The sequence below is a fragment of the Haliscomenobacter sp. genome, assembly GCF_041740695.1.
Taxonomy (GTDB): Bacteria; Bacteroidota; Bacteroidia; order Chitinophagales; family Saprospiraceae; genus Haliscomenobacter.
The window spans coordinates 99,847-113,643 of sequence record NZ_JBGSLK010000044.1 but is presented as its reverse complement, the minus strand read 5'-3'; the positions used below and the strand labels follow the sequence as shown (position 1 = coordinate 113,643).

Annotated in this window: 13 protein-coding genes; 5 read left to right on the top strand and 8 right to left on the bottom strand. The window is 45.8% G+C overall.

The annotated features are described in order from the left end of the window. Positions 1 to 105 precede the first annotated feature (105 nt). The 7 genes from ACEW9O_RS09955 to ACEW9O_RS09925 form a co-directional block, all read right to left on the bottom strand. Positions 106 to 1,005 (bottom strand): P-loop NTPase fold protein, encoded by a 900-nt coding sequence (locus ACEW9O_RS09955; protein ID WP_373550008.1) that lies wholly within the window; start codon positions 1,003 to 1,005, stop codon positions 106 to 108. 29 nt (positions 1,006 to 1,034) lie between these two features. Next, positions 1,035 to 1,355 carry a hypothetical protein gene (locus tag ACEW9O_RS09950; protein WP_373550007.1) on the bottom strand — a complete coding sequence of 107 codons (321 nt, stop codon included), beginning with the start codon at positions 1,353 to 1,355 and terminating at the stop codon, positions 1,035 to 1,037. Positions 1,356 to 1,573: 218 nt separating this feature from the next. After that, the gene (locus tag ACEW9O_RS09945) at positions 1,574 to 2,029 is read right to left on the bottom strand and encodes a hypothetical protein (RefSeq protein ID WP_373550006.1); all 456 of its coding nucleotides are present in this window, start codon (positions 2,027 to 2,029) and stop codon (positions 1,574 to 1,576) included. An 81-nt stretch (positions 2,030 to 2,110) separates the two neighbouring features. Beyond that, positions 2,111 to 4,813, bottom strand: a complete 2,703-nt coding sequence (locus tag ACEW9O_RS09940; protein WP_373550005.1) for a TonB-dependent receptor plug domain-containing protein — start codon at positions 4,811 to 4,813, stop codon at positions 2,111 to 2,113. Between the two features lie 134 nt (positions 4,814 to 4,947). Then, entirely contained in the window at positions 4,948 to 5,949 is a 1,002-nt protein-coding gene (locus ACEW9O_RS09935) for a FecR domain-containing protein (protein WP_373550004.1), read from the bottom strand. 95 nt (positions 5,950 to 6,044) lie between these two features. Beyond that, entirely contained in the window at positions 6,045 to 6,494 is a 450-nt protein-coding gene (locus tag ACEW9O_RS09930) for a hypothetical protein (RefSeq protein ID WP_373550003.1), read from the bottom strand. A gap of 45 nt (positions 6,495 to 6,539) precedes the next feature. Then, entirely contained in the window at positions 6,540 to 7,118 is a 579-nt protein-coding gene (locus ACEW9O_RS09925; RefSeq protein ID WP_373550002.1) for an RNA polymerase sigma factor, read from the bottom strand. A gap of 180 nt (positions 7,119 to 7,298) precedes the next feature. On the opposite strand from ACEW9O_RS09925, the gene ACEW9O_RS09920 reads away from it, so the two are divergent. From ACEW9O_RS09920 to mcrC, 3 genes are all read left to right on the top strand, one after another. Then, positions 7,299 to 8,453 carry a hypothetical protein gene (locus ACEW9O_RS09920; protein ID WP_373550001.1) on the top strand — a complete coding sequence of 385 codons (1,155 nt, stop codon included), beginning with the start codon at positions 7,299 to 7,301 and terminating at the stop codon, positions 8,451 to 8,453. Positions 8,454 to 8,667: 214 nt separating this feature from the next. After that, positions 8,668 to 10,389, top strand: coding sequence for an AAA family ATPase (locus ACEW9O_RS09915; RefSeq protein ID WP_373550000.1), 1,722 nt, complete (start codon positions 8,668 to 8,670; stop codon positions 10,387 to 10,389). Further along, positions 10,386 to 11,420 carry a 5-methylcytosine-specific restriction endonuclease system specificity protein McrC gene (gene mcrC / locus ACEW9O_RS09910; RefSeq protein ID WP_373549999.1) on the top strand — a complete coding sequence of 345 codons (1,035 nt, stop codon included), beginning with the start codon at positions 10,386 to 10,388 and terminating at the stop codon, positions 11,418 to 11,420. Before ACEW9O_RS09915 ends, mcrC begins: the two co-directional genes overlap by 4 nt. A 95-nt stretch (positions 11,421 to 11,515) precedes the next feature. Here mcrC and ACEW9O_RS09905 read toward each other — a convergent pair whose 3' ends face one another. Continuing rightward, a complete protein-coding gene (locus ACEW9O_RS09905; RefSeq protein ID WP_373549998.1) occupies positions 11,516 to 11,839 on the bottom strand; it encodes a tetratricopeptide repeat protein in 324 nt (107 codons plus the stop codon). A 160-nt stretch (positions 11,840 to 11,999) separates the two neighbouring features. Here ACEW9O_RS09905 and ACEW9O_RS09900 point away from each other — a divergent pair, with 160 nt between their 5' ends. Both ACEW9O_RS09900 and ACEW9O_RS09895 read left to right on the top strand, forming a co-directional pair. Next, a complete protein-coding gene (locus ACEW9O_RS09900) occupies positions 12,000 to 12,743 on the top strand; it encodes an electron transfer flavoprotein beta subunit/FixA family protein (protein ID WP_373549997.1) in 744 nt (247 codons plus the stop codon). Positions 12,744 to 12,760: 17 nt separating this feature from the next. Continuing rightward, positions 12,761 to 13,720, top strand: coding sequence for an electron transfer flavoprotein subunit alpha/FixB family protein (locus ACEW9O_RS09895; RefSeq protein WP_373549996.1), 960 nt, complete (start codon positions 12,761 to 12,763; stop codon positions 13,718 to 13,720). Positions 13,721 to 13,797: the final 77 nt, after the last annotated feature.

Here is a 13,797-nt window from a genome sequence, read left to right as displayed (position 1 = left end):
GCAACGCTGGTCTGATGATGGTTGCGATAAGATGATCAAACTTAGGGTCGCTTTACGCAGCCAAAAATTCGATCTCATCACTAATATTTTCAGGAAATCCGCAGCTTAATGATGAGGTGCGACAATTTGAATTACACCCTGTCGAGTTGTGCCAACTCCTCTTTGTTTTATGTATTTAGGCACGTCATTGATATTTTTTGCCTTAATTTTTCCTTCTTTTACCTGAAAACACAAGACTAATAAAGAATAGACTATGTCTTTTTGAATAAACGTATACTTTTCGGCAATCAAATGATAGATTTTAAACAGGCAGTCATAAAAGAAAATTAGAGTTCTAAGGTTTTTATAACCAAAATATTGTAAAAAATCCAAGACAAATTCTTTATACTCTTCAATAAATCTAAAGAAATCTTTTTGATCAAGATATGTCTTTAGAATTGAGTCCATGATCTCTTTTAAGGATGGCTCAAAGCGTAGGCTCCATCCAATAACCTTTTCCTTATAGAGTAGGTAAGCTTCTTTATGATGATCAATTTTTACTTCATTTGAAATAAAAATCACTTTCGTGCCATCCTTGTCAATAAAATTTGAATTAATGAAGCCTAAAACATCTGATAAAATCAAATTTGTGCTTATGCGCTCAAGATCATCAAAAATAAAAACACACTTATCAAATTCAGCTAATTCAGAATATATAGTATTGACATCTTTCTTGTCCAAGCCAACTTTACTAGATCCTAAACTTATTAAAGCCTTTGTTCCATAAACAGCAAATTTACCGAAAGCAGATTTTGACAGTTTACTTGAAAATATTTGAACATAAATGTCATTCGGGTCGGATAATCCAAAAAGTGAAACGTAATAAACCTTATATCCTTCTGTTTCAATTTTCGGAATAAGTTGATTTTTAACATAGTAAGATTTTCCAGCGCCCCATTCTCCATCTATCAATAGGGATAGTTTGCTTTTATAACCAGTAATAAAATTAAGAACTGATTCAGTCATTAGAGAATGTTCTAACAAGTACCAATTTTTCAAATCGCGTGTGCCACCAATTCCTTTCGCAACTCAATATCCTTTTGAATGTCTTCAATACGTTGAGACAGCAACTCCAGTAAATCCCACTTGTTCAACTCGTATAACTCTGCTATGCTGAATACCAAACGAATTGCATATTCTCGATAATCAATAAGGGTGTCATTTAGTGGGACTTGGTACTCGAAGTTTTTAGACAAAGAAAGTGAAGCAGGAGGCGTCATTACACAAACATGCTGATCTCGACTCTGCTCTAGCCAGCCTTTAGACTTTAAAAAAGCAACGATAGTTGGTACCTGAGGAATATGGTCAATTCTCATACTTTCGCTTATTGATTCAGCAAGTTAAAGAAGTTTGGGGAAAAACTCAAGCCAACTTAGTGAGCCATAGAAAACATTATTTTATTATACCAGCAAGATAGATTCAAGCTTGACTCTCACAAAAAATTCCTTTACCTTTGTCTTAGGAAACCGAAACGTTTAGGACGTTTGAGCGGAGGACTTTCAAAGGTGCATCTGGCGTCGGTTTCCCTTTTTTTTCAAAAAGTTCTGCGCTTTTTAGTAATGTACATTGTTTGAAAGACCAACCGCCTTACCTTACCCTTCTTTGTTACTCTTTTGATTTCTTTCAATACATAATAATAATTTTGTACTTCTTTTTCAAAGATCAAGGTCTCGGTAAAGGGGCTATTTTTGCTTTTTTGCCTAGCACTTAAATGTATGTTGTCAGCCTCTCTAAGAATTAACGGAATTAGCTCAAAATCTTCCAATTTCACTTCTACTTGTCCATGAAGTGCTTCTTTGTCCGAATCTCCATGCCTTTTAAGGGTATGCTTCAACCCATAGTTATCGATTGTGATAGCATATCCTTCCAAGTCAATTCCAGTATATTGAAATATCTTTTCGGCTAATTCCAAATCTATTAAGCCTATTTCAACAACTTGATGGTTGTTATCATCAGTGAGGCTGAGTATATACAGGTCTGAAATTTCCATTAATCATTCTTCTTAATTCAAGTAAAAATAGTTATTTTTTATCTTAAAAAATATTTTTTGTTTTATTTTCAAGCATTTTGTTCAAAACCGCACCACCACTCCCACCGAAGTCGTAAAATCCAAAGACTGCAACTCCAGTCCCTGCACCGTATTCTGCGGCTTAGTCTGCCCGTTACGTGGGTCTGCTGGGACGAAGGAATAGATGTACTGGCGGTACTTGACATTCTGGTGGTTGAACAAATTAAAGAAGCTGAGATTGGCTTGGACATTGGTTCTACCGATGCGGAAAGAATAGGTTGTAGCGAAGTCGACGCGATGGTAATCCTCCAGGTAAGAAAGGCGGTTTTCGGGGGTCGTTTCTCCCCGGTCGGCAGGCTTTTCACTCAATTTGGATAAGTCAGTATACGGGCGACCTGAAGCAAAAACATAGGCCAGCGAAAAATCAAATTTTTTCCAGTTGTATTGATTGATCAACTTTAGTTGGTGACGGCGGTCATTGGGCGAGGGGAACCACTGTCCGCGGGCAATGTTGGCAAAACTTTGGCTGCTTTTGCTCAAAGTATAAGCTACCCAAGTATCGTAATGGGGAAACGATTTTTTGAGCAAAAGATCCAGGCCTACTGTTCTCCCCCTACCCTGAAAAGTGGTGAATCTGTATTCAAAAGAATCAGGCAAAGCCACCAAGGTACGGGCGTGCTCGACCATGTTGTTGGTGTTTTTGACATAAAACTCCGCGTCCAGTTCAAAACCCCCTTTCCGGAAATTCGCGCCCAGCATGGTGTTGTGAGCAGTAGTCACCGGGAAACGAGGATCCCCTTTGGCCAAAACCCAATACGGATAAGAGCGACCGTAAATATCCTCGTGGAAAAACTGGTATAAAAACTGCTGGTAAATACTCCAGGAAGCTTTCAAACGCAGCTCGTCAGAAGCTTTTACAAAAAGGCCCAAGCGGGGGGAAAAATAATTGTTCCCATTGTAGCGGGTGCCACGCAATCCAAAGCTGAGGTTCAAGGTAGAATCGGCCAGATCAGCCTGGTATTCTCCATACAAAGATTGTTGCAAACCATGGTCATCCAGGTTCAGCGATGCCGTCTTCCCATCCTGGAGGTACAAGGTTGACTTGTTTTCAATGCTTTCAAAACCATACACCAGCCTTTGGCGTGCATTCAACTGCCATTCATTTTTCCAGTTCAAGTCCAGTCCGCTGATGTGGTTGTCGTGGTTATTGGTAAAAATAAAATTTGGCCGCAAACGATTGCCTACCTGGAAGATCGATTTTTGGGAAAAATCCCGGCTGATGCCGTATTCTGAAAATGCGATGTTCAAATTGGAACTTAAGCGGGTGCTCCATCTTTGATTCAGTTGCAAACCAAAGCCCTGATTGAACCAATCGGCTTCTTCATCATAGGATTCATTTAAAATTTCCCGGCGGTTGTTGATGGTTTGGGTACTTGAGCGAGAATAGGAATAGGCATATTTATCCGCTCCACTAAAATAATTCAAATCGGCACTAAAGCGAGCGGAAGGGCGCCAACTTGCCTTGAGGTTGGCATCAAAAAAGCGTAGTTCTGGTTTTTGCGAAACCACCTCTCTAACGGTTGTAAACCCAGGCCTTGCATCAAAAATCCGGGTATCCTGCACCTCGGAGTTGAGTAAGTTGAACAACTTGCTATTGGCCAGATTCTGATTGGTGACCCGCCCCGCCGCCATCACCCGAAATTGTTTTCCCAGCGGTACATCCAGTAATACACTGCTGGTCATGAGGTTGACATCCGCAATGGCTTGCACTTCGGTGTCCCCTTGACTGCGCTGGGCCGAACGAATGTCTACCACTGCAGAAGTACGGCCACCGTATTCGGCAGGGAAAGCATTTTTGTACACCTTCACCTCGTCAACTACATGGGGATTGACGATGCTAAAAATGCCAAAATAATGGGTTACATTGTACAAGGTGATACCATCCAGGATGATCAGGTTCTCATCTCCACTTCCCCCTCGAATATTGAGGTCTGCCGAAAGGTCGTCGTGTGCACTTACTCCTGGCAGGTATTGCAGACTGCGCATGACGTCGGCCCCGTTGACGAAGGCAGGCAAACGTTGCAAGGCTTGGCCATGCAAAACAGTCTCATCTTCCAATACTTTATTCGACATAGTGGGTAGCCGTGCGGTCACCGTCATGCCCTGGAGTTGTTCCACCTTCGGGGTGAGTCTTATTTTGAGGTCAAGCGGCTCTGTTCCTGGTGTTATCCAGGTTTTTCGCGTCTGATAGCCCAGGTATTGCACGGCCACTTCAGTAGTAGCACTCCCATCTTCTAGGTTGATTTCAAACCGCCCATTTTCGTCACTAATCACCCCATCGCCTTGACCACAAAGCACGTGACCATAAGCCAAAGGCTGTTGTGTCCAGGCATCAATAAGTACACCGTTGACTTTACGCGGCACCTTTATTTTTACCTCACTCACACTGAGTTCAGATTCACTTAGGGCCTTGCGCACCAGTATTTGTCCGGTGCCGGTGATGTGGTATTCCAGCCCCAGCCCAGCCAACAATTGGGTTAAAGCCGCAGGTAAATCTTTGGCATTGATTCTTTGAGAAACGCGGATATTGGCTACCGTCAGGTTTTCGTAGGAGAATTTGAGCTTGTGTTTTTTGGCTAAAATGTCGAAAGCCTGTTCAAGAGGAGTATTCTGAAATTTTTCAACAAAGGCATAAGTGGACTGGCCCACCAAGGTGCAGGAGAAAAAGGAAAAGACAAGCCATACGACCAGCGTTTTGATGGGCATGGTTGTTTTTGGTTGAATGTTGAGGAGGTCGAGGAAGTTGAGAAAGTTGAGGCTACCGCGAGCGATTTTGACAAAGCCATTGTCTAAGTTCCTGCGGCAGCCTCAACCTTCTCAACTTCCTCAACCTTCTAAACTCATTTTACAATAATCAGGTTTCCACGTATGCTCGTTTCCAGTCTTAGTGGCCAGCACACGTTGTATAAAGCAGAATCGAGGTTGTTGCCCTCAAAATAAGTAGTCACTTTACGATTGGCAATCTCAGGCGAAGTTTGTACCCGCACTTCAAATTGCCGCTGGATTTCTTCGAATACTTCTTGCAGAGGCACGTCTTCAAAATGAAAGGCCCCTTCGCGCCAAGCGGCAGCAGGATACTCGGCAATGGTATAAGGAATCACCAAATCCCCGTTTTCGTTGGTTTGGGTATTCAATCCTGGCGTTAAAATTTGTTCTCCCTTTGGATTGGAAACCCTCACTTTACCCGTAACGCAAGACACCGCAAAAGAGTTGCCTCGGGCTCGCACGTTGAAGCTGGTGCCCAGTACTTCCACCTCTCCCTGGGCCGTTTGTACCACAAAACGACGGCCTTTGGTCACTTCAAAAAATGCCTCCCCTTCCAATTCAATCTTGCGGGCCAAGCCCCAGCGCAAGGGATGGTAACTCACCTTGCTAGCTGCATTGAGCACCACACTGGAGCCATCGGGCAATTGATGCGTTTTTTGTTCGGCAATGCCCGCACTGATGCTGCGGGTAGGGTTGTAGAATAAGGCCACCAGCAACAGGGTCACACATGCAGCGGCTGCATAAGTCAGCCAGCGGCGAATGGGAAGAATTTTGGCTCCGCTGTTGATCGGTACGACTGGTGTATGGTCAGTAACAGTTGATTTTTCGGGAGTAGCTGCATCGATCCGGTTCCACAGATTGGACAACTGCAAGGCACTGGGCTCTTCCTCGCGCACAGTAATGGCACGAGCAAGCAAGCGAGCTTCCTCTACCTCGGTGGCTTTTTCCGGATGTTTTTGCAGCCAGTTTTGCCAAAAAACGGCAGCTTCTTCATCACCGGCCCTGACCCAGCGGATGAAGGAAGGTTCCTGGGCAAAGTCCAGGGAAGTGTAAGATGTAAAGGTTTCTGATTTCACATATTCAGGGTTTGGGTTTTATCCATCGCAGCGGTGCCATACGGTCGCTGAGCGAAGCCGAAGCGCCGCATGGCGCCGTTGCGATGGTTAAAACATTATTTGAACAACTCATTTAAATAAGCGCTTCTCGTTTGGTTCGTATAGCTCATTTTGCAAAGACCGAGTCCACTCTGCATCATACTGATACAAGCGCCATCGGTACGGGCCTCATCGAGGTGGGCACGATTGAGCACGCAATGTCCCAATTCGTGAAAAACCACCATTTCTCGTTGCATAGCACTGGCTGCATTCCAAAAGCTTTGATCCACGACCACTCTTTTGGTGCCGTTGGAGATCGTTTGGCATTTGGCCGCCACATTGGCGTCTTCCAGTTCCATAAAAATCCCACTGTACTGGTTCATATCCAGGTTTAGTCCTCGGGTTTGGGCTTCAGTAGCAAAATCATCAAACAAGGGTTGTAGTGCGGCATCTACGCTGGCAGTTTCGTCTTTGGTACAAGAAAAACTTGTGATCAACAGTAATGACACTATAATGAGCTTGTGCATTGATTCTACATTTAATTGGATAAGCCAGTACTTTCAATTGTGTACTCAGATTAATCCGAAAAAATTACACAACCAGACAATAAAAACTACCAAAAGGATTTGCCTCAGCGATTCGAGGGCGCGATGTGACAAATTTCGGGCGGATTGATAGTTCAATTCCATGATTTCACCAATCTGATTGTAGTCCATATCCGCAAAATATTTCAGGTACAAGACCTCGCGCTGGCGTTCACTCAGAGCAGCCATGGCCGCTTTCAATTTGGAGTCGCGTTCGGCGTCCATTTCACCCTGGATGATGAGTTGATCGATGCCAAAATCAGCTTGAAAATGGCGCTCTTCGGGTTCTTCGGAGGCAATTTTTTTCACTTGGCGATCCAGAGTCTTGACAATTTTGCGGCGGAGGGAAACAAATAAATACTTGCGAATGGAATCTGTAGCCGAAATCCGCTGACGAGCATCCCACAGTTCAATAAACAAATCCTGAATACAATCTTCCACCAACTGGGCATCCGGCATGAATTTGCGTCCATATTTAAACAGTACAGCAGCATGGTCGCGGTAAATGTATTCCAAGGCCCTTTTATCTCCATCCTTTAATGCTTGCCAACGCTCTAAATCCGACATCTAGACAAAAATTGAACAGGACGAATCCTGGTGAAATTTGAAAAACAAACGCATTTAAATTTCCTTGCTTTTGTTCAGCCCACAATTTTTGAATTTTTTTTCAAAAAAGTGAGTACAAGATAAAAAACCTGGGCTTACCTGAGTAATCTAAGCATTCTTAATCCAAAAATTTCAAAAACCATGTTAAAGTCCATTTTACAAACCGGAGTGGTGTTTGCACTGTTCGCCACAGTGTTATTCACGGCTTGCCAGAAAGAAGACCTTGTCGTGAGTGAAGACAACTTCACCCTCGGCGATCCCTTACTGGGCCAGGGACCACGAGGCCCACGTGACACGACTCGTTGTTGTTTTGAGTTTGTCTTCCCCATCAGTGTAGAATTGCCCAACGGCGATACGCTGGAAATTAAGGGCGAACGCGAGCACAAAAACTTCATCGATCGTTGGAAAAATGCCAATACAAATGGCCGTCCCAAAATCATTTTCCCAATTGAAGTAACCCTTGCCGATGGTTCAAACACTACGATTAACATCCCTGAAGAACTGAAAAAACTGATCGAATCCTGCTTGCCGGATCGACCAACTCCAACGCCTTGCTACAAGGTCATCTTCCCGGTACAGGTGAAGTTGCCCAACGAAAGTACCATTACAATCAATAGCGCCGACGCATTTGCAGCCCTGTTGAAAAGATGGCGCAGCAGCCACCCCAATGCCGACAAACATCCTGAGCTTGTTTTCCCTTATGGTGTGGAAAAAGCGGATGGCACCATCGTGCGAATCACGAGCCCTGAAGATTTGCGGAAAATCCTGGCAGCATGCAAGCCAGGCCCTGATCGTCCCGGCCCTGGTCCTGACCTGCGCCCCTGCTTCCGCATTGTTTTCCCGGACACCATTCAGCACCCTGATGGCAGCACCGCTGTAGCAACAAATGCAGAAGACTTTGCCAAACAAGCACTGGCCTGGCGCAGAGCACACCCTGCCGCTACTGGTGTAACGATTGTAAAAATACCTTTTGGCATTGTCTATCGCGACAGCACCACGGCAGTGATTGCTTCAGCCGAAGACTTACGTAAAGCCAACGCAAAATGTGGTATTGATCCTACGCCTTGCTTTGATGTCGTTTTCCCGGCCAAAGTAAAACTGCCCAGTGGTGTAGTGGTGGAAATCAGATCTGCGGATGCTTTCCGCGAATTGATCGAGCGTTGGGTGAAAAACAACCCATTGTCTACTGATCGTCCCGAGTTGGTTTTCCCTTACCGGGTAAAAACCAAAAATGGCAAAACGGTAGTCCTGAAAGACAAAGAAGATTTACGTCAACTATTGGCCAATTGCAAATAAAGTTGAAAAGTAGCTACCGCAGTGACTTAGGGAATGACCTTGTCAAAAACGCTGCGGTAGCTACTTCTCAACTTCTCAACTCTTCAACTCTTCAACTCTTCAACTTCTCTCGACAAATATTGAGCTTGAATGTATATGGGCCACTGAAGCATTTTCGGTGGCTCTTTTTGTTTAAATGGCATTTTTATTTACCTTTCCTGTATATCTTAAAGTCATGCAAGCCGAATTTGAATACCTTCAACAACTCGCTCAACAATACCATCAATTTTCAGAAGATCCAGCGCAATTGTATGCACACCTGGAGCGCTTAGATCAGCAGACTATGCAAAACCTGCTGAATAAATACCAACAGCTCCCCTTCCAGCCCATCCAGCTCTTGCGCACGGAATGCCTGCGGCAACTGCTGACGCAGCAAAAAATAGATTCAGGGAAAGTTGAAGAAATCAAACAACGCATTCGCCAAAAAAACCGCAGTTACTTTGCACACCTGGACGCGGATACCCTGGATCAACTTGATGTATACCCACTGAGCAATCGGGATCCTTTTCATGGTTACCAAAAACCTTTTAGTGTCTTTTTACCCCTTCTTTTTGAGGGTGAGATTCAAAAGAAAACCCGAGCCTACCTTGAAAAAATTGGCCAACAACTCAGTGCCAGTTTACATTTGAAGAAATACGTGGTAAAAATTGGCGATTTTCGTTCCAGTTCCCCTTTTGGAAGCAGTACAGCAAGCATTACTATCCACTTGGACATTCCGCAAGGGCATTTAAGATCCAATCAGTTTTTGTTAAAAATTGGCAACATCAGCACTGCGGGTAAAATGGCCGCTGCAAGATTGTCTCCTGATAAAATGGTGGAGAACCAACTTTGGGTGGTGCAATCCTATGCAGAAGTACAGACTATTTTTGAACAAATCAAGCCAGAGGTCGTCACGTTTAATGATATAATCCTAGGAATTGAGCCCCCCCTCGACTCCTCTTACTTACCGTCCGAAGCCCCCTTTGGTGACAGTGCACCTGCTGCAACTCTCGCCAAAGAACCAGAAGCAACTTACATCCCCCGCTATCGCTACGAAGACGACCCCGATCGCCCTTTTATCCCCACCGAGCAATTTGTCCGCCTGATGCACTTGTTGAAGCGCAAACGCAACGTCATTTTGCAAGGGCCTCCTGGGGTGGGTAAGACCTTTTTGGCCACCAAACTGGCCTATGGCTTAATGGGCTTTAAAGACAGCGCCCAAATTCAGCGGCTTCAATTTCACCAATCCTACAGTTATGAAGATTTTGTACAAGGCTTGCGGCCTGCACCGAATGGAGGCTTTGAATTGCGGAATGGCGTCTTTTACCAATTGTGCCAAGCCGCGCAAGCCCATCCCGATCGCGCCTATTTTTTGATCATCGATGAAATCAATCGGGGCAATTTGAGTAAAATTTTGGGTGAACTGCTGCAACTGATTGAAGCCGATAAACGCGCTGAAACCTACGCCGTTCGCCTCACCTATAGCCGGGCTACTGATCCTGATTTTTTTGTGCCCCCCAATTTGTACCTGATTGGCACGATGAACACCGCCGACCGTTCCCTGGCGATCATTGATTACGCCCTACGCCGGCGTTTTGCCTTCATCGACATCGAACCTTGTTATGATCAAAGTTTTGTAGATCATTTGCAAAAACAGGGCGTTTCGGCAATTTTGGCCCAGTTTATTGCCCAACAAATTCCTAGACTAAACGATGAAATTGCCCGCGATCCCAATCTCGGCAAGGATTTTCGCCTGGGGCACAGCTATTTTTGCACCTACAGCCCTGCCCTGGACGAGTGGCAGTGGTACCAGGATTTGTTGCGCTACGAGATTCGGCCTATGTTGGAAGAAATGTGGTTTGATCAACCGGAAAGGGTGGATAAAATCTTCCAAAACCTGGAAATCGCCCGGCCATGATCCCCATCCAAAACCTGTACTACCTGCTGTGTTATGCCTGGAATACCCTAGATGAAGCCGAGCGGGTCAACATCCAAATCGAACAATTCAAAAACCTGCCGGATTTGTTTGCCAAGGTTTTGATCAATGGCCTGCGGGTTTTGCTCAAACGTGGACTGGATCATGATTATCAAGAACTCGAACAGGTGGTGGAGGGCATCAAGGGAAAAATAAACTTGAGTGCAACGCTGAAAACCCAGCAGTTGTGGCACCGGCGCAGCATCTGCCAGTTTGATGAATACAGCGCCGATACGCCCAGCAATCAAATTCTGGCGGCCACGGTACAACATTTGTTACAAACACCAGCATTGGACAAAACCCTCAAAGCGGAGTTGCAACAACTCCAACGGATGTTTCCACCACTGAAGCGGATTGCCCTAACACCTCGCGCTTTTCAACAAGTGCAGTTGCGGCGCGACCAACGTTTGTATCATTTCTTGCTACACATTTGCCGCATCGTTGCCGAAAATCTGCTGCCGACTGAAACCGTAGGCCAGTTCAAATTTGTCGATTTTCGCCGCGACGACCGCAAGATGAACCGCGTGTTTGAATCTTTCCTTTTTCGTTTTTACAAAAAAGAACAACAGGAGTATTGGGTACGGCGGGAGCAAATCCGCTGGCAATGGGAAGCCCCGCAAGATCCGCAGCATTTGAATTACCTGCCTATCATGGAAACGGATGTTACCCTGGAAAGTCCCAATCGAAAAATCATCATCGACGCCAAATATTATCGGCAGCCGCTGGGAGGAAGCCGTTTTGAAGTGGACAAACTTTTTTCCACTAACCTTTACCAAATGTACAGCTACCTACTCAATCAGGAGCAACGCGACGAACGTTCGCGGGTGGCTACGGGAATGCTCATTTATCCACAAACGGATCAGCCAATCAGGCTTGACTACCGTTTTGGAACACACGATATTTTGATTCGTAGTGTGAATTTGAATGCGCACTGGCGGGAGATCCATGGGGAGTTGTTGGGGCTGATTTTTTGAACCACCTTAGAAACCTCAGACACCTAAGGCACACCCAAGAAGAATAAGCCTGAGGTTTTCTTAGGTATCTGAGGTTTCTAAGGTGGTTCAAAAAATCAAAGTTCCAATTCCAAATTCAACTTCGCCGACTGCAATTCCGCCAGGGCATGTTGGTCGCTGGCAGCTTTGGCCACCTCAATGCCCCTTTCATAAGTTGAAACCGCTTCCAACAAGGCATCCTGACGCTCGTACAACTTGGCAAGGTGGTAAAAAGCCCCAACATAACGTGGGTCTTTTTCCAGCACTTGCTGGTAGTAATGTAATGCCTCGGAGTCATCCGTTTGCCCTTCGTACTCCTTCGCCAACGCAAACAGTACAAAGGTATCCCCTGGATCAGACTCCTGCATTTCCAACAGTTGAAGTAAACGATTACTGGACATAAACACTGATTTGTTATTAGGGTGAACTTTTTGCCCTTTAAAAAAGTTACAAAAGAGAATTTAGCGAAAATTCGCTAAATTAGTTTCAGCTTTGCTAGCGAAATCCATATATTTGCCAAAGCTAAAATAAAACTTCATTTTTGCCAAAAATACGTATTCGATGAAAATACTGGTCTGCGTGAGCAAAACGCCCGACACCACCACCAAAATCGCTTTCAACGCCAGCAACACTGAGCTGGACAGCAATGGGGTACAGTACATCATGAACCCCTACGATGAGTGGTATGCCCTGGTCCGCGCACTTGAATTGAAGGAAGCCTTGGGCGGAACCGTTACCCTGATCAACGTTGGTCCTGGCGACAACGACCAGGTCATCCGCAAAGGTTTGGCCATTGGTGCCGACGATGCCGTACGCATCGACATGAACCCTCCCAGCGCCCTGAATGTGGCTTTCCAAATTGCAGAACACGCCCGCGCCGAAAGTTACGACCTGATTTTATTGGGTAAAGAAACCATTGACTACAATGGCTCCGAAATTGGGGCCATGATCGCCGAATACCTGGATTTGCCTTTCGTTTCTTATGCGACCAAACTGGACACCAGCGATGGCAAAACGGCAACAATCCAACGCGACATCGAAGGTGGGGTAGAAGAAGTGGAAGTAGATACTCCTTTTGTGGTAAGTGCTGCCAAAGGCCTAGCCGAACAGCGCATTCCCAACATGAAAGGCATCATGATGGCCAAATCCAAGGCTCTGAAAGTGGTGGCACCCGCTGCGTTTGAAGACAAAGCAGTTACGGTAAAATACACCTTGCCCCCAGCCAAGTCTGCAGTAAAAATGATTGCCCCCGAAAACATGGAAGAGTTGGTGAAACTCTTGCATGAAGAAGCGAAAGTTATTTAACTAAAAAATATAGAAAAATGGTTCTCGTATTTGCTGAAAGCCAAAAAGGAAATTTCAAAAAAACCGCCTTCGAAGCGGTTACCTACGGATACAAAACTGCTCAGGTACTTGGCACCGAGTGTGTGGCCTTGGCTCTGGGTACTGCGCACAATGCCGCTGACCTGGGTTTGTACGGTGCGAGCAAGGTACTGCACGTTGCTGATGCGGCCCTCGATCAATTTGATAGCCAGGTTTATGCCAAAGTCATCGCGGAGGCGAGCCAACAAGTGGGTGCCAAAGTGATTGTGCTCAGCCACACCTCTACCGGAAAGTCGATCCACGGCCGTCTGGCGGCTCGTTTGAGCGCGGGTTCGGTAGCTGGTGTCAACAGCGTTCCAACTGCTGATGGCGGATTCAAAGTGAAAAAAGGCGTGTTTTCAGGGAAAGCCATCGCCGAGTATGAAATCAAATCGGAGGTGAAGATTTTGTCTGTTATGGGCAACTCCTTACAACCAGCCGTAGTTGGTAGCGCCGCTGCGGTCGAAGCACTCGCAATTGCCGTACCTGCCAGCCGCGTAAAAGTAAAATCGGTAAGCCGGATTGAAGGCATTGTGCCATTGCCCGAAGCTGAACTGGTCGTATCCGCAGGTCGGGGTATGAAAGGTCCGGAAAACTGGGGCATCGTGGAAGACCTGGCCAATGTGCTGGGCGCTACCACCGCTTGCTCTCGCCCTGTGGCCGACGTACATTGGCGTCCTCACCACGAACACGTGGGCCAAACCGGGATCGCCATTCGCCCCAACCTCTACATCGCCATCGGTATCTCTGGGGCCATCCAACACCTCGCCGGGGTCAACAACTCCAAAACCATCGTGGTCATCAACAAAGACCCCGAAGCTCCGTTCTTCAAGGCTGCGGACTACGGCGTGGTAGGCGACCTTTTTGAGGTGGTACCGAAGCTGACGGAGGCGTTTAAGAAATTTAAGGCAGCGGAGTAAGTGAAGAGTGAAGAGTGAAGAGTGAAGAGTGAAGAGTGAAGAGTGAAGAGTGAAGAGTGAAGAGTGAAGAAAATACA